Origin of the sequence: Anabaena catenula FACHB-362 (assembly GCF_014698735.1) — a bacterium.
GTDB lineage: Bacteria > Cyanobacteriota > Cyanobacteriia > Cyanobacteriales > Nostocaceae > Anabaena > Anabaena variabilis_A.
On the sequence record NZ_JACJTQ010000031.1, the window covers coordinates 21155 to 42157 of the forward strand.

At 42.7% G+C, this 21003-nt stretch carries 16 protein-coding genes and 1 other annotated feature; of the genes, 8 read left to right on the top strand and 8 right to left on the bottom strand.

Annotated features, from left to right (window positions below; all coding sequences use genetic code 11):
* The first annotated feature begins 179 nt into the window (after positions 1–179).
* A complete protein-coding gene (locus H6G68_RS18400) occupies positions 180–4397 on the top strand; it encodes a DNA-directed RNA polymerase subunit beta'' (protein WP_190907944.1) in 4218 nt (1405 codons plus the stop codon).
* Positions 4398–4509: 112 nt separating this feature from the next.
* On the opposite strand, the gene H6G68_RS18405 is transcribed toward H6G68_RS18400, so the two are convergent.
* Positions 4510–4896, bottom strand: coding sequence for a hypothetical protein (locus H6G68_RS18405; RefSeq protein WP_190907945.1), 387 nt, complete (start codon positions 4894–4896; stop codon positions 4510–4512).
* A gap of 218 nt (positions 4897–5114) precedes the next feature.
* On the opposite strand from H6G68_RS18405, the gene hslO reads away from it, so the two are divergent.
* Both hslO and H6G68_RS18415 read left to right on the top strand, forming a co-directional pair.
* Positions 5115–6014, top strand: coding sequence for an Hsp33 family molecular chaperone HslO (gene hslO / locus H6G68_RS18410; protein ID WP_127053410.1), 900 nt, complete (start codon positions 5115–5117; stop codon positions 6012–6014).
* A 160-nt stretch (positions 6015–6174) separates the two neighbouring features.
* Entirely contained in the window at positions 6175–8268 is a 2094-nt protein-coding gene (locus H6G68_RS18415) for a coiled-coil domain-containing protein (RefSeq protein ID WP_190907946.1), read from the top strand.
* 110 nt (positions 8269–8378) lie between these two features.
* Here H6G68_RS18415 and H6G68_RS27265 read toward each other — a convergent pair whose 3' ends face one another.
* Positions 8379–8921 carry a DUF6009 family protein gene (locus tag H6G68_RS27265; protein ID WP_242045312.1) on the bottom strand — a complete coding sequence of 181 codons (543 nt, stop codon included), beginning with the start codon at positions 8919–8921 and terminating at the stop codon, positions 8379–8381.
* A gap of 134 nt (positions 8922–9055) precedes the next feature.
* The gene (gene crtD / locus H6G68_RS18425) at positions 9056–10570 is read right to left on the bottom strand and encodes a C-3',4' desaturase CrtD (RefSeq protein ID WP_190907947.1); all 1515 of its coding nucleotides are present in this window, start codon (positions 10568–10570) and stop codon (positions 9056–9058) included.
* A 159-nt stretch (positions 10571–10729) separates the two neighbouring features.
* Here crtD and H6G68_RS18430 point away from each other — a divergent pair, with 159 nt between their 5' ends.
* The 4 genes from H6G68_RS18430 (at position 10730) to H6G68_RS18445 (ending at position 14699) form a co-directional block, all read left to right on the top strand.
* Positions 10730–11449 (top strand): hypothetical protein, encoded by a 720-nt coding sequence (locus H6G68_RS18430; protein WP_190907948.1) that lies wholly within the window; start codon positions 10730–10732, stop codon positions 11447–11449.
* A 326-nt stretch (positions 11450–11775) separates the two neighbouring features.
* Entirely contained in the window at positions 11776–13053 is a 1278-nt protein-coding gene (locus H6G68_RS18435) for a M16 family metallopeptidase (protein ID WP_190907949.1), read from the top strand.
* A gap of 104 nt (positions 13054–13157) precedes the next feature.
* Positions 13158–14027, top strand: coding sequence for a fructosamine kinase family protein (locus H6G68_RS18440; protein ID WP_190907950.1), 870 nt, complete (start codon positions 13158–13160; stop codon positions 14025–14027).
* A 51-nt stretch (positions 14028–14078) separates the two neighbouring features.
* On the top strand, positions 14079–14699 hold the full coding sequence (locus H6G68_RS18445; protein WP_190907951.1) for a 2OG-Fe(II) oxygenase: 621 nt from the start codon (positions 14079–14081) through the stop codon (positions 14697–14699).
* Between the two features lie 140 nt (positions 14700–14839).
* On the opposite strand, the gene H6G68_RS18450 is transcribed toward H6G68_RS18445, so the two are convergent.
* Positions 14840–15685 (bottom strand): LolA family protein, encoded by an 846-nt coding sequence (locus tag H6G68_RS18450; protein ID WP_190907952.1) that lies wholly within the window; start codon positions 15683–15685, stop codon positions 14840–14842.
* Positions 15686–15958: 273 nt separating this feature from the next.
* Here H6G68_RS18450 and H6G68_RS18455 point away from each other — a divergent pair, with 273 nt between their 5' ends.
* Positions 15959–17827, top strand: a complete 1869-nt coding sequence (locus H6G68_RS18455; RefSeq protein WP_190907953.1) for a serine/threonine-protein kinase — start codon at positions 15959–15961, stop codon at positions 17825–17827.
* Between the two features lie 432 nt (positions 17828–18259).
* Here the strand turns inward: H6G68_RS18455 and rplL are convergent, their stop codons facing one another.
* The 4 genes from rplL to rplK all read right to left on the bottom strand — a co-directional run bounded on the left by rplL (position 18260) and on the right by rplK (position 21000).
* Positions 18260–18649 (bottom strand): 50S ribosomal protein L7/L12, encoded by a 390-nt coding sequence (gene rplL, locus H6G68_RS18460; protein WP_127053423.1) that lies wholly within the window; start codon positions 18647–18649, stop codon positions 18260–18262.
* 104 nt (positions 18650–18753) lie between these two features.
* Entirely contained in the window at positions 18754–19329 is a 576-nt protein-coding gene (gene rplJ, locus H6G68_RS18465) for a 50S ribosomal protein L10 (protein WP_190907954.1), read from the bottom strand.
* Between the two features lie 193 nt (positions 19330–19522).
* Positions 19523–19692 (bottom strand) — a sequence feature (ribosomal protein L10 leader region).
* 57 nt (positions 19693–19749) lie between these two features.
* Complete coding sequence (rplA, locus tag H6G68_RS18470) at positions 19750–20466, bottom strand: 50S ribosomal protein L1 (protein WP_190907955.1); 717 nt, start codon at positions 20464–20466, stop codon at positions 19750–19752.
* Between the two features lie 108 nt (positions 20467–20574).
* Positions 20575–21000 (bottom strand): 50S ribosomal protein L11, encoded by a 426-nt coding sequence (gene rplK / locus H6G68_RS18475; RefSeq protein WP_016950740.1) that lies wholly within the window; start codon positions 20998–21000, stop codon positions 20575–20577.
* Between the last annotated feature and the right edge of the window lie 3 nt (positions 21001–21003).

Consider the following 21003-nt stretch of genomic DNA (forward strand, 5'->3'; position numbering starts at 1 on the left):
GGGAGCAGGGAGCAGGGAGCAAGAAAGAGGAAACGGAGCGATCTTGCAAGCTTGCCGTGAGCGTAGCCGAACGGGAGCAAGGGGGAAAATACCTCTCCTCTGCACCCTGCCCCCCGCCCCCCTGCCTCTTCCCCCCCCTTACTTATTAAGTATTAATTTTTAATTGGAGCAAAGCGACTATGATTTTTCGTAACGTTGTTGTTAACAAAAGTCAGCTGAGAAATTTAATATCCTGGGCATTTACCCATTATGGAACAGCCCGCACCGCCGTCATGGCAGACAAACTCAAAGATTTAGGGTTTCGTTATGCCACCAAAGCCGGAGTATCCATCAGTGTAGATGATCTCATGGTTCCGCCCTCCAAGCGATCGCTCCTAGAAGCAGCCGAAGAAGAAATCCTCAGCACCGAAGCTCGGTTTAAACGAGGGGAAATCACCGAAGTTGAACGCTTCCAAAAAGTTATCGACACCTGGAACGGAACCAGCGAAAGCCTCAAAGACGAAGTAGTTGCCCACTTCAAAGCCACCGACCCTCTCAACTCAGTCTACATGATGGCCTTCTCTGGAGCCAGAGGTAACATCTCCCAAGTCCGCCAATTAGTGGGAATGCGCGGACTCATGGCAGATCCCCAAGGGGAAATCATTGACTTACCCATCAAAACCAACTTCCGGGAAGGACTCACCGTCACCGAATACATCATCTCCAGTTATGGAGCCAGAAAAGGACTAGTAGACACCGCACTCCGCACCGCCGACTCAGGATATCTCACCCGCCGACTAGTAGACGTATCCCAAGACGTAATCATTCGGGAATTTGACTGTGGCACCACCAGAGGCATACCCCTGCGGGACATGACCGAAGGAGCCAAAGTCCTCATCCCCATTGGCACCAGACTCATGGGGCGAGTAGTAGCCCAAGACGTAATTCACCCCACCACCGGTGAAATCATCGCCCCCCGCAACACCCCCATGGATGACGACCTAGCCGCACTCATCCAAGCAGCCAAAGTCAAAGAAGTGATGGTGAGGAGTCCTCTCACCTGCGAAGCAGCCCGTTCAGTATGTCAGCACTGCTACGGCTGGAGTTTGGCACACGCCAAAATGGTAGACCTAGGGGAAGCAGTGGGTATCATTGCTGCCCAAAGTATCGGTGAACCCGGAACTCAGCTAACCATGCGGACTTTCCACACCGGCGGCGTATTCACCGGCGAAGTTGCCCAACAAGTCCGCTCCAAAATTGACGGTGTCGTCAAAATCTCTCGTAAACTCAAAACCCGTCCCTATCGCACCCGTCACGGTGAAGACGCACTCTATGCCGAAACCAACGGACTCCTAGAAATCCAAAATCCCAAGTCCAAAGGTGCAGACCCAGACACCCAACCCCTAGAAGGCAAACACCAAGAAATTCAAGTCACCCAAGGTTCTACCTTATATATTCACGAAGGACAAAAAGTCAAACTGGGGCAGCTGTTAGCAGAAGTTGCCCTAGGAGGCAGAACCACCCGCACCAACACTGAAAAAGCCGTCAAAGACGTAGCCTCAGACCTAGCCGGAGAAGTGCAGTTTGCAGACGTAGTTTCTGAACAAAAAACCGACCGTCAGGGCAACACCACCACCACAGCCTCTAGAGGCGGATTGATTTGGATTCTTTCTGGAGAAGTATATAACCTGCCCCCAGGAGCAGAGTTAGTAGTCAAAAATGGCGACAGCATAGAAACCAACGGCGTATTAGCTGAAACCAAACTCACCAGTGTGCATGGTGGAGTAGTGCGGCTGCCAGAAATCATCCCCGGTAAAGCCACCAGAGAAATCGAAATCATCACCGCCTCAGTAGTCCTAGACCAAGCCACAGTCACAGTCCACAGTTCCCAAGGGCGAAATAATTATTTAGTGCATACAGGAGAAGGTTACAGAGAACAGGGAACAGGGAATAGGGAAGAGGAAACAGAGCAGCCAGAAGGGAGCAACGGGGAAAATACCTCTCCTCTGCACCCTGCACTCCGCCTCCCTGCCTCTTCTGCCCAGACCTTCAATCTCCGTGCCACTCCTGGAACCAAAGTACAGAATGGTCAGGTAGTTGCCGAGCTAATTGATGACCGTTATCGCACCACCACCGGGGGATTCTTGAAATTCGCCGGCGTAGAAGTTCAGAAAAAAGGCAAAGCCAAGCTGGGTTATGAAGTAGTCACCGGTGGCACACTGTTGTGGATTCCTGAAGAAACCCACGAAGTCAATAAAGACATTTCCTTGTTGATAGTAGAAGATGGTCAGTTTGTCGAAGCCGGCACCGAAGTAGTCAAAGACATCTTCTGTCAAACCAGCGGAGTCATAGAAGTTACCCAAAAGAACGACATCTTGCGAGAAGTAGTGATTAAGCCAGGGGAACTGTTGATGGTCGATGACCCAGAATCAGTCATGGGGCGCGACAATACCTTCCTTCAACCCGGAGAAGAACTTCTGGGAACAGTTGCCACCGAACTTCGCTACATTCAATACATAGAATCTCCCGAAGGACCTGCCCTATTGAGCCGTCCTGTAATTGAATTTGCAGTTCCCAGTAACCCAGACCTGCCCTCCACCACCTCAGTTAGCCAACAGACCGGACGCTCAATTCAACTCCGAGCCGTGCAACGTCTGCCCTACAAAGATTCAGAACGAGTCAAATCTGTAGAAGGAGTAGAACTGCTGCGGACTCAATTAGTATTAGAAATTGAGCAAGAAGGAGAGCAAGATCATAGTTCCTCACCCTTGGCAGCAGACATTGAACTAGTCCCCGACTCAGAAAATCCAGAACTTCAGCGGTTGCAGTTGGTGATATTAGAGTCCTTGGTGATTCGTCGAGACATTGCTGCTGATGCTACCCAAGGATCAACTCAAACCACCTTAGAAGTAGAAGATGGATTGAGCATTGTGCCTGGCTCAGTGGTAGCACGGACACAGATATTGTGTAAAGAAGGCGGCATAGTCAGAGGAGTAAGAAAAGACGCAGAAGCAGTGCGCCGTTGCTTAGTCTTGCGCGACAACGACATGATTTCCATCTCTACCACCACCCCACCCAAAGTCAAAAAAGGCGACCTGTTAGTTGAAGGAACAGAAATCGCCCCTGGTGTTTTAGTTTCAGAATCTGGACAAGTGGTAGAAGTAAAAGCAGAGAATGCAGGGGCTAGAGTATCGAATGTAGGAAAAGAAGAGTCTTCTCTTTCCACCACACCCTATTCCATCACCCTCCGCATTGGTCGCCCTTACCGAGTCAGTCCGGGAGCAGTGTTGCAAATAGAAGATGGGGACTTGGTGCAACGGGGAGACAACCTCGTGTTATTGGTGTTTGAACGGGCGAAAACTGGAGACATTATTCAAGGTCTGCCCCGGATTGAAGAACTATTAGAAGCCCGCAAACCCAAAGAAGCCTGTATCTTGTGCCGTCGTCCAGGATTGGTGAAGGTGGTATATGGAGACGGTGACGAAATCACCAGCATCACCCGTGAAGCTTACGCCATCAAGGTTGTAGAATCCAACGGAGTCATCACCGACTATCCCCTCGGACCCGGACAAAACCTCATGGTTCCCGACGGCGCTCATGTTCTAGCCGGTCAACCTCTGACAGATGGACCCTCCAACCCCCACGAGATTTTAGAAATATTCTTTAGTCTCGGTTCCGAAGATGGCATCTATGCCTGTGCTAGTCATGCCTTGCAAAAAGTACAGAGCTTCTTGGTTAACGAAGTGCAAATGGTTTATCAGTCCCAAGGCATTGATATTGCTGACAAACACATAGAAGTAATTGTCCGGCAGATGACCAACAAAGTCCGTATCGATGATGGTGGTGACACCACCATGTTGCCTGGGGAACTGGTAGAACTGCGCCAAGTGGAACAAGTCAATGAAGCTATGTCTATCACCGGTGGAGCAAAGGCACAGTATACCCCCGTGTTGTTGGGTATCACCAAGGCATCTCTCAACACCGACAGTTTCATCTCCGCTGCATCGTTCCAAGAAACCACCAGAGTCTTGACTGAAGCCGCCATTGAGGGTAAATCTGACTGGCTGCGAGGCTTGAAAGAAAACGTGATCATTGGGCGGTTGATTCCGGCTGGTACAGGCTACAACACCTATGAAGAGACTACCACCATTGATGACTATGGAACTGACCTAGGGGCAGGAGTCTTGGATGAAGTTGATGATTCCTTAGACATGGTGTTGGATGACCGTACAGCCAAGCTCTATAGCCTTGATACTCCTAGTTTAGGAGATGGTAGTTATGGGGGCAGAAGAGACTCCAAGTCGGTGTTAGATGATGATGATGATGATTTGATTGCTGATGAAGTCAGTGATTTGGTAGAGGAAGAAGAAGAGGAAGACTACGAGGATGATGATGATGATGATTTCGATGAAGAATAAAGCTCAAAGATAATCGTTGAAAGGGCAAAAGAAATTTATCTTTTGCCTTTTTTTGTCCTCAGTTTTGCTTTGGGAAGCGATACCAAATGTGAGATTGCAGAGAGTTATAGATTTATATTTTCTGACTTGCCAAAAACTGACGCAAACTTAACAAACTCAGCGTTTGCCCTAACTTCAAAGGTAAAATTGACACACCTTCTAGGCGAGACTGTACCCAACCCTCTCCCCAGTACCACTCGTGAAAACCATCAATACCGTTACTAAGTAGCAAGCGCAGACAATTAGGTTTTACCACATCAACATGATGATGTATTTGAACTAACCCAGTTGAAGTAGTAAAATCAAATCCGGTTTCCAGTGTTTCTGGCATTCCAGGAGCAAAACTTTGTCCTAAAAGCCATTTTTGCAGTTGTGCCGGTCGCAGTAGACTATCGTGAATGGCATTGACTGAAGCTTCAATTTCAATGCGTATTTGGCTTTGTTGAAAAGTACCTAGCATAGTGATTAGTAATTGGTAATTGGTAATTGGGAAAGAGGTTTATCATCAATTCAAGGGTTTAAATCCCCTACTCCAACTGTCTTCAATTTTGTGAAAGTGACCTGCTGTCGGCACTATTTTGAATTTTGAATTGTTAATCACTTGGACATCTCCCTACCTCCTAGTCCCCAGAGAACTTACAATAAAAAGGTCATCTTATTAAGAATTGTAAGGGTTTCATGGCGGATCAGTTAATTCGCGCTACAGCAGCTGACGGAGGAATTCGTGCAGTAGGTGTGATTACCACACGCTTAACAGAAGAAGCACGAGTGAGACATAAGCTTTCTTATGTGGCTACAGCAGCATTAGGAAGAACTATGTCAGCGGGTTTGTTGATGGCTTCTAGTATGAAGCGTGTTGGATCTAGGGTCAATGTGCGAGTGAAGGGCGATGGACCCTTAGGTGGTATATTGGTAGATGCAGGCTTAGATGGTACGGTACGTGGCTATGTGGGCAACCCAACAGTGGAATTACCTCCTAATGCTAAAGGTAAGCTAGATGTTGGCGGTGCTGTGGGTAGTGGCTATCTCTATGTTGTTCGAGATATTGGCTATGGTTATCCTTACTCTAGTACAGTAGAACTTGTTTCCGGTGAAATTGGCGATGATGTTGCTCATTACCTAGTAACTTCAGAACAAACACCTTCAGCTTTGGTTTTAGGTGTCTTCGTGGGGTTAGGTGGCGTTACAGCATCTGGAGGCATACTGGTACAAGTATTACCCAAAGCTGCTAGAGATGAAGCCTTAGTCGCAAAGCTAGAATCAAGGGTTTCTGCATTATCAGGTTTTACGCCATTATTGCAAGCTGGAAAAACGTTAACGGAAATTTTGACTGATCTACTGGGAGATATGGGGCTGAACATATTTCCAGAAAGTCAGATGCTACGCTTCCACTGTGGTTGCTCCTTTGATAGGGTACTAGGGGCGCTCAAGATATTGGGAGAAGCAGAACTGCAAGATATGATTATTAAAGATGATGGTGCGGAAGCAACTTGTGATTTTTGTGGTCAAGTTTACCAAGCGAGTAGCGATCATCTAGCTCAACTAATTGTTGATTTGCAGGCAGAACCTTCTACCTGAAATAAGTATAAAAAGATACTATGTTTAGGGGTTGCAAATGGTATGTATGGAGATAGGTCTTGAAAAAATAGCTTTTTAATGACGTTAAAGAAAGCTAATATGGCAAAAATGGAATTATCGGTCTAACACAGACCGCCATTCAATTACTTTGGTGTGAGAGATGACAGAGCGAGATATTCCAGACAGTTGGTCTCCAGCCAGAGCAAGAAAGCCAGATCAAAAGACAAAACCATCCCGAACTTCACAAGTCGGGAAATCTCAAGCATCTGGTGTCCCAGCTACTGGTTCTAACTCTAAGTCAGTGAAGCAGCGAAAAGAGAACGATACCGAAGGATTACCTATAATTAACCATTCAGATGAAAATTATAACCTCAGTAATCTGATTGAGAAAATACCTCGCTGGATGAGAGGCTGGGTGTTTTGGTCAGTATTGCTAACTTTGATTCCTGGTAGTGTGGCCTTTTTGTCAATAGCGATGCTGCTGAAGTTACCATCAGCACCAAACTGCCCAAAAATTTTCTGGCCTTTGGCGAGTGCGTCAGTACGCTTACACTGCGGTCAGTTAGCTGCTTCAAAGCAAACTATAAATGACTTGCTCCAAGCGATCGCTCTGGTGAAGGAACTGCCACAGAATCACCCCCTCAGGGGACAAATTAATACTTTTTTAGAAGAATGGTCACGAGATATTTTACAGCTTGCTGATCAAAGTTTCCAAGCTGGGAATTTAGAGGAAGCGATCGCTACTGCTCGTCAAATTCCCGAAGATTTGGAAGCTCGTAAACTAGTAGAAGAGCAAATTACCAAATGGCAGTCTATCTGGTCAAAGGCAGAAGCAATCTACCAAGAATCGGAAAAAGAACTGCGCCAAAGGAATTGGCAATCAGCTTTTATGCTGTCATCTAAACTGTTGCGTGTTAACAATAAATATTGGGCATCTACCAAATACGACCAATTAAATAACATCATTGTGACAGCGCGGGAAGATGGCGAGAAGCTCTATAAGGCTGAAAATCTAGCAGCAAAGCGCTCAGTCAATGACTTACTAGCAGCTATTAAATTGGCTGAGTCAATTAAGCCAGATAGTTACTTGCATCAAAAAGCGCAGGAATTGATTCCCGAATTTGGACGCAAGATGCTGAATTTGGCAAAAGCAAGAATGGAAAAACGAGATGCGGATACAGCCCTAGAAATTGTCAGACAAATTCCGCCAATTGCTTCCTTACAAACTGAAATCGATGATTTTATTGTTTTGGGTGAAGCACAAAGGAGCGCTTGGACAGGTACTGTTTTTGGTTTAGAGGCAGCAATTTCTCAAGCACAACAAATTGATGCTTCTAGAGAAAATTATGATCAAGCACAACAGCTGATTGCTCGTTGGCAATTAGAAATTGAAGATGTTTCTCGTTTAGAAAAAGCTCGAAACCTAGCTAGTCAAGGCACAATTAACGAGTTAACTGCGGCAATTTCTGAAGTACAGATGATTCCTGATAGTAACCCCCGCGCTAACGAAGCTAGGCAGGAAATGGGACGTTGGCGTGGACAAGTGGAGTCTATTGAAGACCGACCTTATTTAGACCGTGCTGAACAAATAGCTCTATTAGAGGACATTAGCTCTTTACAAGCTGCGATCGCAGAGGCAGGTCAAATCCGATCTGGTCGTGCCTTATATCCAGAAGCACGGAAAAAAATTAGCACTTGGACAGCTAAAATTCAGCGAATTCAAGATCAACCTTATCTAGATCAAGCACGCATCATCGCTGACAGTGGTGATTTAAATGCTGCTGTCAAGGAAGCACAAAAAATTGCTTCATCAGGACGGGCGCTTGCGAGTGAAGCCCAAACAGCAGTTGATACTTGGCAAGAGCAAATCCGTGCCAGAGAAAACTGGCAAAAAGCAAGAGAAGTGGCAATTACTGGCACACCAGAAGCTTTAGCTGAGGCAATACGGTTAGCTGATCGGGTTTCAAACCGTAACGTCTTACGTATGGATGCAAATGTGGCTATTGATCAATGGAGTCAACAATTGTTACAAATGGCACGCTCTCAAAGCGAGTTTGATGTTGCTAGAAGCATTCAAACTGCTCGGTTAATTCCACGAGGTAGTTCTGCTTACAGAGATGCCCAAGAACAAATTAAAACTTGGCGACAATTTATTCTGCCTAAGTCATCACCTGAGCCTTCACCTGAGTTATCGTCTGAGCCTTCACCGGCAATTGAGCAATCTCAGCCATCACCAACTAGTGATGGGTTATAATGGGTAATTGGAAAAAGGGGACTGTGTAAAATCAGCCCCTTTTTTTGTTTAATTTAATATTATTCATTTAGTGCAAGTCTAACCCAACTACGGAAAGCGCGAGTTATAGTTTATTTGGCTTCTAACATTGTCACTCTCTCTTCAAGAGTAACGATTCTTTGAATTATTGGTATCTCGGAAGCAGAATTAAGGTAATTAGCTAAAGCATTAACTACAATATCTGTTTGAGACATTCCGGTTTTTTCTATATGATTATTGAGTTTTCTCAAAATATATAGTGGAACTCTTACGGCAATTTGAGCTTTCTTTCTAGGTGATAATCCTTTAGTTTTTGGTTCTACAGTCAATGGATCTACAGCTTCTGAAGGGTAATAGTCGTCCTTGTTGTATACTTTGTAGTCATCATGACGAATCACAAAGCATCTTCTATAAAAATACTCTGGGCTTTCATTTCTTGAATTAGGAGGTGTATCATCTTCCAGTTCTGCATAACCAATCAATTTTTCTCTAACTTCAATTTCAGATTGGTGGGATTTGGAAATTCCTTGTCTTGTCTCAAAATATCTGTCTTGTTCTCGAACCCAAGGATAATTATTTGGATCATCAAGCCAAACAATCTTTTTTTCGTGTTCAATATTGTAGTAATTCGGCATACTTTTATCTTTCTAAGTACCTCCATATCCTAACTTTGCCATGCGATGTATGTCAAGTGCATGGCAAAACAAAAAAATCCCTTTCTGTGCGCTCTCTTCTTTGCGACTCTGCTCCTCTGCGTGAGAAAAAAATTTTATTCTTGAGCTTGAATTTGCCTAACTACCGTCAAAGCCGAATAACTCACCCCCGCAGTTCCTTCACCTGGATGAGTAGAATCACCAACTAACCACAAATTATTAATAGGAGTACGATTAGCAAAACCAAAGGGGCCAAAAGTAGGAATTCTTTGACCAATACCACCAACAATACCGCTTTCTCTTCCGGTAAAATGAGCAAAAGTTTTAGGTGTGGCAGCTTCTACATAAATGATAGTTTCTGGCTTTAAATAAAAATATTGTGAAAGTTTAGATATTGCATCTTGGGTAAATTTTTGTTTTAACCCTTCATAATCTTGAGTATTCCACCAGGGAGTAAAATCAACAAAAGAAGAAGCGATAATTGTGGCTTTTCCGGCTGGTGCGCGGCCATCTCCTTCATGACTCACAGATACAAACAGGGAATTATTCTCGCCAATCGGTCCATTGATATCATATAAAAATTGTAGATGAGGCGGACAATCAGCAGGAATCGCACTTTTGTCTACACCTAAATAAACCACAAATGCACCAGAAGCTGGTGGTAGTTTGGCTACTCTTTGTTTATATCCAGATGGGGCATTTTCTCCTAATAACTCTACTAAATTTTGGACAGTGACATTAGCAACTACATGATCTGCCGATTCTGTCCAAGTTTCGCCGGTTTTCTGATTTTTAATAACTACAGCGTTAGCTTTACCATTTTCAACGTTGATTTTTTCGACCGTGTGGCGCATTAATAACTTACCACCGTCTCGTTCTAAAGATTCTACCAAGCGATCGCTCAATACTTGCATACTACCCTGGAGATGAAACAATCCTTGGGGTAATTGAGAAACACTCAACGCTGTTGCAGCATAAAGCAAAGCCGTTTCTTCCGCACTAACTTGAGAATACAACTTGAGTTGTAAATCTAAAAACGTCCTCAGTCGGGAATCATTCCCTAAACCACATAACCTTAAAGCATGCCCCACAGTAAACAAAGTGAAAGGTGCAGTTATCAAGGTACTCGGACGCACTGCTTGGATTAATTGTCCTAAATCCCATAAATTACGCGGTGGTAAAACAGGATCACGTCCTTGAAATTCCCAACTAGCATCAAATAAAGTTGCTAATAATTGCCAAAATGGTTCACTACCAGGAAACTGTTTTTGACGTTCTTCCTGCCATTTGGCAGAATCACGCCAGACATTAATAGGTGTAGACTCCCCAGGGAGATAAACCGCACAAGCAGGGTCACAAGGCGTTGCTTCTGGCAAATCTATATTTAATTCTGAGAAAATGCGGTGATGAATTCCCCCCGGTTCTAACCCCGCAACTTGAGTTGCACCGACATCAAAGGTAAAGCCTTGACGTTTGAATGTGGAAGCGCAACCACCGGGAACTAAAGCCTGATCGAGAATCAAGACGCTATAACCTCTATGTGCCAATAATGCACCGGCTGTAAGTCCACCTATACCCGCACCAACGACGATGACGCGGGATTGATTTTTGTTAAGGGAATGACTAGGCATTGATACTTAATTTTACAATTCTTAATATTACTACTCATAATTTTAAATTAAATCGGGCGTGGGGAAGGGGAAAATGGGGAGAATCAATTTTAGGAAATAATTTATTTATACTTATGTTTAGTTATACATTATTAGTAATGTCAAAAAGCACATAGGTTTATGAGCAAAAATTTTGAAATCCAAGAATTAGCGATCGTTATTATCGCCAAAAATCTCAATCCCACCGTTCTGACTCCTGATTTCTTGAAATACACAGGAGTTGTTCCCGCAGATTGGGAGTTAGCAAAACAACCGGTTTATACCAATGGTGTAGTCCAGATTTTCTTTACCAATGGCTTGGGAATCGTTGCCCAGCCTAATAGTGTAACGTTATTGGAGAGTATAGGAACAAAACCAGCAGGAGAAGTGCTAGTACCTAAAATTACTCAAAACCTCATAAATAAACTATCCCAAGTAGAGTATCAAACAGTAGGAATTAACCCCAGAGGATTTACCACCTTTAACTCAGAAGATGATGCCTATCAGTACATAAGTGGTAAACTTTTAGCACCAGGTTCATGGCAGCAATTTGGAGAAGGAAAAGTGAATGCTACTTTGCAGTTAACTTATCCTTTGAAACGGGGAACACTAAACTTGGGTATCAACCAAGTAAATGTTCAGTTTCCTGACAAACAAGCGGCAGCTATTTTATTTTCTGGTAATTTCAACTATCCTCTTGCTGGTGATACCCCAGCAGAACGAATACAGGACTTGCAACAAATAGTTAATAATTGGCAAGACTCTTTAAATACTTACCAACAATTGTTGGTAGAGAAATTCTTACCCTCGTCTGAAGCACCAAGGAGTCTTTCTGTTTTTCCCCCAATGGCAAAAAGTTGATAAAAATGTAGTGGTGTAGTTTTCGTGTCGTGGGTTAAGAGAAACGCCGGAACTCATCGGCTCAGGATGATAGAATGGTGAGTTATCCTCGCCCCCATTTTATGTCGTGTCCGGTTGAATACTTATCATTAGGGAACCGCACGGAGACACGGGGACGGGTCGAGTTTTTTTGATAAGCAATTAGCCGGACTTGATATTACCTACAAATTCAGTTCTAAAAAATCCCCGGTTTCTGAGAGAAGTCGGGGATTTGAGACTTTCGATATCCACATTAAGGGGGTTGTAAGATATGAGAAGTAACAAAGCTCTTCACCTCACCACAACCAATGACTTCAACTCTGCTAAAATTTCCACGCCTCAATGCTCCCACACTGCACCATTTACCTAATGGTTTAACCATCATCGCCGAACAAATGCCCGTGGAAGCAGTGAACCTCAGCTTATGGGTAAAAATTGGCTCTGCTGTAGAGTCAGATGCTATTAACGGAATGGCTCACTTTTTAGAGCATATGATTTTTAAAGGAACACAGCAATTAGTTAGTGGAGAATTTGAACGGCGAATTGAAGAACGGGGTGCGGTGACTAATGCGGCTACGAGCCAAGATTACACTCATTACTATATCAATACGGCTCCTCAGGACTTTGCAGAACTCGCTCCGCTACAAATGGATGTTGTATTTAATGCAAGTATTCCTGATGATGCTTTTGAACGGGAACGTTTGGTAGTTCTGGAAGAAATCAGGCGTTCAGAAGATAATCCCCGTCGTCGTACTTTTCGCCGGGTAATGGAAACTGCTTTTGATTCTTTACCCTACCGTCGTCCGGTACTGGGGCCAGAAGAGGTGATTTCTCAAGTTAAACCGCAACAAATGCGGGATTTTCATGCTAATTGGTATCAACCACAATCAATTACTGCGGTAGCTGTGGGTAATTTACCTGTAGAAGAGTTAGTAAATATTGTGGCTGAGGGATTAAATAAAAATAGTGAAATCTTAACTGTCAAGGGAGAACGGGAAACAGTTATTCCTGAACCAGCCTTTACAGAAATTGTCCGTGGGGAATTTATTGATGAAAGTCTCCAGCAAGCCAGGTTGGTGATGATTTGGCGAGTACCTGGTTTGATGGAGTTAAATGACACTTATGCACTAGACGTTGTCGCGGGAATTTTAGGACATGGACGCACATCAAGATTAGTGCAGGATTTACGAGAAGAACGGGGATTGGTATCTTCAATTTCTGTGAGTAATATGAGTAATTTGTTGCAAGGTGTCTTTACTATTTCCGCAAAGTGTGATGTAGAAAATTTAGCGGTAGTAGAGGAAGCGATCGCACAACATCTGCATATACTACAAACAGAGATCGTAAAAGAGTCGGAAATTGCCCGTGTGCGGCGACGTGTGGCGAATAGATATGTTTTTGGGAATGAAACCCCAAGCGATCGCGCCGGCTTATATGGTTATTATCAATCTTTAATTGGTGATTTAGAACCAGCATTTAACTACCCAGATTATATTCAAGCCCAAGATGCAAATCATCTTCTGCAAGCAGCACAACAATATCTTTCCCCCAATGCTTATGGTGTAGTTGTAATTAAACCAGCGTAGGGGCGGGGTTTCCCCGCCCTTAATTTTCAATATCCATTGGTAATCTCTTCTTAACAACTGACAAGTAAGGGCGAGTTTTAATTCGCCTCCCTAACTAACAAACTATGATTTGGCAAGAAATTGATACTCATATTAGCCAAGTGACTGGCCAAAAATTCCAAACTCAGCAACATTTATCCGTAAGCGGTGGCTGTATTAATCAAGGTTATGCTGTGAGTGATGGTAAGCTGACTTACTTTGTTAAGCTTAACCAAGCATCCCAAGTGACGATGTTTGAAGCCGAAATGCTGGGTTTACAGCAAATGCATCACACCAATACAATCCTTGTTCCTCAACCTTTATGTTGGGGAACTGCGAGCAATTCTAGTTATATTGTGTTGGAATGGCTAGAAATGCGAGATAGTGATAGCAAATCTTGGCAAGAAATGGGGCGTAAATTAGCAGCAATGCACAAAGTTACCAGTCAACAGGGTTTTGGCTGGGATATGAATAATACTATTGGTTCAACACCACAAATTAATACTTGGACTGATAATTGGGCAGAATTTTATACTAAACATCGCTTAGGTTATCAATTTCAGTTAGCAACGCGACGTGGTGGAAGTTTCCCCCTGCAAGATAAGTTATTAGCTGCTATCCCAGAATTATTGGCAGATCATCATCTCCAACCATCTTTAGTACATGGTGATTTATGGGGAGGAAATGCAGGTTGTACTGTTGATGGGGAACCAGTGATTTTTGATCCGGCAACTTATTTTGGTGATCGAGAAGTTGATATAGCAATGACAGAACTTTTTGGTGGGTTTCCACCGACTTTTTATCAAGGTTATAAAGAGGTGTTTCCCCTAAATTCAGAATACGAAAAACGAAAAACTATTTATAATCTTTATCACGTTTTAAATCATTTTAATTTATTTGGTGGTGGTTATGCTGCTCAAGCAAATCAAATGATTGAAAGAATTTTGCGTGGTTGATAAAAAATTTATTGATCTCACTAAATACTGAAATATCTTTTTCTATTCATCGTGAAATATTATCAACTACAAACAAGCGTTTTACCTAATAATTACCTTAATGACTTGTGGGGAGAAATCCAAGCTAGTCCTTATTTTGCTGTCAACAATCTCAACCGTGATTTTATCAACACCAAAGGCTTTTCTGTGGTGTTTCAACGTCAGGGATTAAAAACAGTTGAACAAAAATTTCCTTTTTTTAAGCCCTATTTGGATTTAGCAATCCAGCCTAACTGTAATGCATTTTATCTAAATCCTTTGCTGCTAAAAGAAGGCTCTCGTGTTGATCCACATATAGATCGCTCCTTGCGTTCTTACTGCAAAACCATTGAACCTCCTCTTCTTGTTAGTGTTCTCTATGTGCGAGTACCAGAAAACATGGAGGGAGGAGAATTGGTGTTAAAATCTCCTAAGCGCCAAGTTGGGCAAATTAAGCCTCAAAGCAATACGCTGGTTTACTTTCAAGGTGATTTAACTCATTCTGTTAATGCAGTGACAACTCCTGGAAATCGTCTAAGTTTAGTTTGTGAACAGTATCATCTCAGTGAAGCTGAACTTGAAGAAATCCCAGAATTTACCTTAGAATCAAGGGCTAGTCAATCTGCAAATAAAAAACGAAAGTATGGCTATTAGAGATATTCAGATATAAATTAGACCATATCGCCAAATATCAAGACTGTTATAACCTGAGATATTTGAGGAAATAAGGTTGTTTATCAATAACAAATAATGCTCTGATGCTCCTTCCCTATTCCCTGTTTCCTGTTACATCTTTAAAATGGTGAGATAGAAAGAGATTCTACTTTTTTTACCCCTGCTGGTGGTGTAAAAGTGAAAGTTTGAGCGTCTATAGCTGGAGCGGTTGTTCTTGCCAAGATTTTTTCTGTTACCACAATGTCTAACCCCTCGCTGTTACCCCTCATTTCTAGTTGCTTGAGGTTTGCAGTTTGTGGTTGAATGAAACCACTAAAGGTAAAACCCTCTCTTGAATCTTTATAAGTATAGATAGATAACTCCTCACCATCAACTGTACGTTGTTCCTGTTGTAATTCCTTTAGGTTAGTCAAGCCAGCTTCTTGTAAAGTGGATTTGCTGTTCTCAGATTGAGCAATGGGTTGTCTAGCATCTTCTGGAAATTCTATAAACATCAAGGATGATATACCTATTAAAAATGATTCCCTGAAATCTGTATAGGAAGTTACAGCATATTGTTTCAAATCAGGTCGGTAAATCCAAACTTGTTCCCCATCAGAAATTACTAACCTGGTGGACTTTCCTTTATCTCCCTGTTCTGTAAAAGTAATTTCCGAGCGAAATTTTCTACCTGACTGGGCGATAGTTTTAGTTTTAATGTTAAATTTGACATCAAAACCTTCCGTCCTAGCACTTACTAAGGATTCAGATTCAGTGAGATAGCGATCGCTCTGCAAAAAGTCCCTTATAGTTTTAGCTAGTAAGTCAATATCGGGTGTTGTCTCAGCTTGAGCAATACTTGTAGTTGAGTAATTAGCAATCTGTAAAGGTAGTTCTGTGATAGCACTTACTTTCCCTGCTAGTAGGGTGATTAAGCTAACAGATGAGATGATGGTTAGTGTAAGTTTGATGGGGTAACTTTTCATTTTATCGTGTTTAGATGCTTGAAGAAAAAATAGTATCTACATCTCATCCCGCCTATTACTGTTTGAGCAGGAGAAAATAAATCACAACAGTGATTATACAGTGAGCAGATGATTTTAATACAAAGTCTACTCAGCAAGTTTAGACTAAATCTTTCTTCTCGGTACAGTTAATAAGCGACAATTTTTCCAAATGTCTCGTATCGGAAACATCCTATCGCTACATCGTCAAAGTATCTGGTATACATTGGGAAGGGTTGTCGTTTGTAACCGAGCATGACACAAACACTGCTAAACAATCGCTATCAAGTTATTCAGGTACTCGGTGCTGGGGGGTTTGGTGAAACCTTTCTAGCAGAAGATACCCATATGCCTTCTCGTCGTCGGTGCGTTATCAAGCAACTCAAACCGATTAGCAATGATGCAAAAACCTATCAAATAATTCAAGACAGGTTTAAACGAGAAGCTGCTACCTTGGAACATCTAGGTGAAGCTAGTGACCAAATTCCTAAACTCTACGCTTACTTTCCTGAAAATGGGCAGTTTTACCTTGTCCAAGAATGGATTCAAGGTCAAACGCTAACCCAGATGATTGAAGCTAAAGGATATATAGCTGAAAAAACTGTTCGGGAAATTCTTTTCAGCTTGCTGTCAGTTTTAGATTACGTCCACAGTAAAGGCATTATTCATCGAGATATCAAGCCAGATAATGTTATCCTTCGCACTCAAGATAACAAACCAGTTTTAATTGATTTCGGTGCAGTTAAGGAAACTATCCGTACCGTCATTAATCCTTCAGGACAGCCCCTCCAATCCCTAGTCATAGGGACACCAGGGTATATGCCCAGTGAGCAAGCCATCGGTCGTCCAGTTTATGCTACTGATATCTATAGCTTAGGCTTAACGGCGATTTATTTACTCACTGGTAAACAACCCCAAGAATTAGAAACTGACCCGCAGACAGGGCAAATACTTTGGCAACAATACGCTGCTGGTATATCCCCAGAATTATTTAGGGTACTCTCTCAAGCAATTGAACCACGTCCGAGCGATCGCTATAGCACTGCCAGTAAAATGCTATACGCCTTACAATCTCTCAGTGTTATCCCCTCACAGTCTCCTGTTACTAGGGCGACAATCAGCCTCAGTCCCCCCCCTGCTACCATTCAGCCCACTCAGCCAATATCTTCATCTCCCAAAATTCCCGTCATCAAAACAGCTAACTATTCTGAAAACTGGCAAAAACCAGCTTTGATTGTCGGTAGTTTGTTAGTGGTAAGTTTAGTCACGAATGCAGCTATTTCTAGCATTAACCGTCAGCAACAACCCGCTGTCCCCATTGCTGCTAATCCCACTGTCTCACCGGAACCGCCAACTCCTACTGTTTTACCCACAAGTTCTGCTGTTTTTGAGCAACCTTCCCCAAGTCCAGTGGCACCTAGACCCTCAACGCAGCAGCAAATTATTTCTAATCCTGCGCCGGAGGATACTGTTTCAGAGGCATTGACACCAACACCAATACCAGTTGAAGAACCTGTTAGTCAAGCTACTCCTACCCCTACAGTCATATCAACACCACCACCCGAAACAGAAGATAATCAGGTTCAACCGGAAGCAGTCCCCACAGTAGATGTATCTACCGCTTCCCAGAAAAAGCCAGATCAGAAAAAACAAGATTTAAGTAATCCATTAAATGCTAGTAATATCAGTCAAACTGTGCCAGCATTTCCTACAGGTACATCAAGAAGTACCATAGAAGCAACTCTTGGAAAGAAAAAAGATTTAAGAGGCTTGTGGAGTAATACTCGTGCTGTTACTTATAAGGTAGTACCAAACCAAATTGATTTAGGCTACTTATTTGACCGTAAATCTGGAGTTTTGCGACAAACTGAGGCAGCTTTTGCCGAAACAGTAAACCCCCAACTCATGCAGTCAACATTGAATGGAATGTTAGGTGGACAAGCAACAGGAGAAATTCAGCAAGGACTAAAACAGGTACAACAGCGTCAGTTAGATAATTTCCAGTTTAGTAAAGGTTCTGTTAAAGGTCAGATAGTCCGGCAAAACTGTGATTTTATTTACATTAGTATTTGGGATGCAGATTTACATGATTTTGTGAATCCGGCGAACGCAAAACAATGTTAAATTCTAAATCAAGATTTACAGGATTAAATGTAGTTATCTTCACTGGATTTTTTTCATCTTTATCCTCTGAATCAGGATTTACAAGATGAGAGGATTTACAGGATTTAATGTAGTTATCTTCACTGGTTTTTTCATCCTGTACATCCTTAAATCCTTAGCATCCTGATTCAGACATTTGTCGAGGATTTAATGTATAGCAACGGACAGGGCGGTTAGGACACCAACTGATTATAAAACCTAGACACCAAAAGACTCTTCAGACTGTCACCTGTCACCTGTTCCCTGTCACCTGCTATAGTTATCTTCACTGGATTTTTTTCATCCTGTACATCCTTAAATCCTGAGCATCCTGATTCAGACATTTATCAATAAAAAAAGGAGCCTGATTCAGACTCCTCACTCAAAAAAGATCAAGTAATTTATAATTACGAATTACTTAATGGTGACTTTACCGCCAGCTTCTTCGATACGCTTCTTGATATCTTCAGCAGCTTCCTTAGCTACAGCTTCCTTAACGGGCTTGGGAGCAGCTTCTACCAAGTCTTTAGCTTCTTTCAGACCCAAACCAGTGATTTCACGGACAATCTTCAGGACAGCAATCTTCTTATCAGCTGGAACTGACTCTAAAATTGCATCAAACTCGGTTTTTTCTTCTACTACTTCAGCAGCAGCAGCACCAGGAGCAGCCATCATCATCATTCCACCAGCGGCTGGAGCAGCACTTACTCCAAAAGCTTCTTCAATTTGCTTAACTAATTCAGAAGCTTCGAGCAAGGTCAAGGATTTCAATTGTTCTAAAATTTGTTCGGTTGCAGCAGACATTGATATAACTCCTGTAATGTTTGATTAGTTATTTAGTCATTAGTAATAAGTCATTGGTCATTAGTTATTACTCTTGACCATGATCTATCAACTAATGAAGTATTTTACTCAGCAGCACTTTCGACAGCATTTTCGGCAGCACTTTCTGTAGTACCACTTTCTTCTTTCTCAGCCACAGCCTGCAAAGCACGAGCCAAAGAACTGGGAACTTCGTTGATACCCACAGCAACTTTGGTCGCCAAAGCGTTGATAGCTCCAGCAATTTGCGCCATGAGTTGTTCCTTAGATGGCAAGTCTCCTAAAGCCTTGACATCAGTTTCTTTCAGCAGGCGACCGTCCATAACGCCACCACGAAGTTCTGTCTTCTTGGTAACTTTTTGGAACTCTTGGTAGCTCTTAATTGCAGATGAGAAATCTTCTTTGACTAGCAAAAAAGCGGAAGAACCTTTGAGCAATTCCGACAATGGCTGCCATTTTTCTTGATCTTGAATGGCAATGCCCATAAAGGTGTTTTTAGTCACCTTACAAACTGTGCCACTAGGACGTAAACGCCGCCGTAAGTCAGTGATTTCAGCAACTGTTAAACCCTGATAATCAATTACCAGTGCTAAAGTTGATTCACTCAAAGTCTCTTTGAGATCAGCGACAATCTCTTTTTTATTTTCTAAAGTTCGACCCATACTTTTTTCACCTCCAAGGGCAAAATTTTATCAGTTATCAGTGATAGCAGGTGACTCTTAACAGGTGACAGGTGACAGTGCTAGAAGCCTTTTATTGTCAAAGTTTGAGGATTGGTTGATGTCCTAAACGCCTTGTCCGTTGCTATATCAGTTATTACTATTTACTGTTCACTGTTTAACTGTTTACTGACCAACCGAAAACAATTAACCCCAGCTATCTTAGCCGGGGTTTCACAGTAGTACTTTTAATGCCGCAGTTATCATACATATATGTTGATAAAACATCAGGCAATCAAAGCATCAACCTAGGCAGGATATTAAGCTGTTAGCACCTGCTGTCTCCGGCTTTGCCTATTTAATTTTGGTAATTGGTAATTAGGTAATTAGTATTTCAGCTACTACCCACTACCCATCACCCAATTAAGCTGCTTCGTTCAGTTTTAAATCTCGTAGGGCGCTAATATCGATTTTAATCGATGGACCCATAGTGGCAGAGACGTAAAATGTACGCCAATAACGACCTTTGGCTCCTGAAGGACGGTTACGGTCAATTGTCTCTTGCAACGCTTTGAGGTTGACTAACAGATCTTCTGGGGCAAAGGATGCCTTACCAAACATAACATGGACAATCCCAGTTCGATCAGCACGGAATTCTAATTTACCAGCTTTGAATTCTGCGATCGCACTTGCTATGTCAAATGTCACAGTTCCACCCTTGGGTGAGGGCATCAAACCACGGGGACCTAGCAACTTACCAAGCTTTGCTACTTGTGGCATCACATCTGGTGTAGCAATCAGCTTATCAAAATCCATCCGCCCTTTTTGGATTTCGTCAATTAATTCTTCTGAACCAGCGATATCAGCACCAGCATTTGTAGCTTCGTTGACTTTTTCACCTCTAGCAATCACTGCTACCCGGACGATTTGTCCAGTACCCTTAGGCAGTGCTACTGTTGTCCGCAACTGTTGGTCTGTATATTTCGGGTCAATTCCTAGCCGGATATGTGCTTCTGCGGCTTCGGCGAATTTAGCTGTTGCTGTCTCTTTTAACAGAGCTAAAGCCTCTATAGGTGTATAGTCTCTGTCTTCTACTTTGTCTTGCAACGCCTCTAATCGGCGTGATATTTTCTTTCCCATTTTTTGCTCCTGGGGTGATATCGAAGTTGCGCTTCTCCCCCAATTAAATTTTGGATTTTAGATTTTGGATTGAAACTGAGTTTTTAACTCCCAATGCCAAATTCAAAATTAGTCTGCTACAGTCACGCCCATATTTTTGGCGGTTCCTTCCACAATATTCATTGCCGCGTCGATATCGTTGGCATTGAGGTCAGGAAGTTTGGTTTGAGCAATTTCTCTCAACTGCGCTCTGGTAATGCTCCCAACTTTCTTTTTGTTAGGTTCATTAGATCCGCGCTCAATTTTCGCTGCCTTGCGAATCAATACTGATGCTGGAGGTGTTTTGAGTACAAATGTAAAACTCCGGTCTTCAAAAACCGAAATTTCTACAGGTATTACCATCCCAGCTTGGTCTGCTGTTTTGGCATTGTACTCTTTGCAGAACATCATGATGTTAACGCCATGTTGACCCAATGCTGGGCCTACTGGCGGTGCTGGGTTGGCTTTTCCAGCATTCAGGGCCAGTTTAATGACCGCTACTACTTTCTTCGCCATTTG

Excerpts from the sequence above, each read along its gene's own strand:
- H6G68_RS18400 (WP_190907944.1), top strand. The coding sequence starts at position 180 with ATGATTTTTCGTAACGTTGTTGTTAACAAAAGTCAGCTGAGAAATTTA.
- H6G68_RS18405 (WP_190907945.1), bottom strand. The coding sequence starts at position 4,896 with ATGCTAGGTACTTTTCAACAAAGCCAAATACGCATTGAAATTGAAGCT.
- hslO (WP_127053410.1), top strand. The coding sequence starts at position 5,115 with ATGGCGGATCAGTTAATTCGCGCTACAGCAGCTGACGGAGGAATTCGT.
- H6G68_RS18415 (WP_190907946.1), top strand. The coding sequence starts at position 6,175 with ATGACAGAGCGAGATATTCCAGACAGTTGGTCTCCAGCCAGAGCAAGA.
- H6G68_RS27265 (WP_242045312.1), bottom strand. The coding sequence starts at position 8,921 with ATGCCGAATTACTACAATATTGAACACGAAAAAAAGATTGTTTGGCTT.
- crtD (WP_190907947.1), bottom strand. The coding sequence starts at position 10,570 with ATGCCTAGTCATTCCCTTAACAAAAATCAATCCCGCGTCATCGTCGTT.
- H6G68_RS18430 (WP_190907948.1), top strand. The coding sequence starts at position 10,730 with ATGAGCAAAAATTTTGAAATCCAAGAATTAGCGATCGTTATTATCGCC.
- H6G68_RS18435 (WP_190907949.1), top strand. The coding sequence starts at position 11,776 with ATGACTTCAACTCTGCTAAAATTTCCACGCCTCAATGCTCCCACACTG.
- H6G68_RS18440 (WP_190907950.1), top strand. The coding sequence starts at position 13,158 with ATGATTTGGCAAGAAATTGATACTCATATTAGCCAAGTGACTGGCCAA.
- H6G68_RS18450 (WP_190907952.1), bottom strand. The coding sequence starts at position 15,685 with ATGAAAAGTTACCCCATCAAACTTACACTAACCATCATCTCATCTGTT.
- H6G68_RS18455 (WP_190907953.1), top strand. The coding sequence starts at position 15,959 with ATGACACAAACACTGCTAAACAATCGCTATCAAGTTATTCAGGTACTC.
- rplL (WP_127053423.1), bottom strand. The coding sequence starts at position 18,649 with ATGTCTGCTGCAACCGAACAAATTTTAGAACAATTGAAATCCTTGACC.
- rplJ (WP_190907954.1), bottom strand. The coding sequence starts at position 19,329 with ATGGGTCGAACTTTAGAAAATAAAAAAGAGATTGTCGCTGATCTCAAA.
- rplA (WP_190907955.1), bottom strand. The coding sequence starts at position 20,466 with ATGGGAAAGAAAATATCACGCCGATTAGAGGCGTTGCAAGACAAAGTA.
- rplK (WP_016950740.1), bottom strand. The coding sequence starts at position 21,000 with ATGGCGAAGAAAGTAGTAGCGGTCATTAAACTGGCCCTGAATGCTGGA.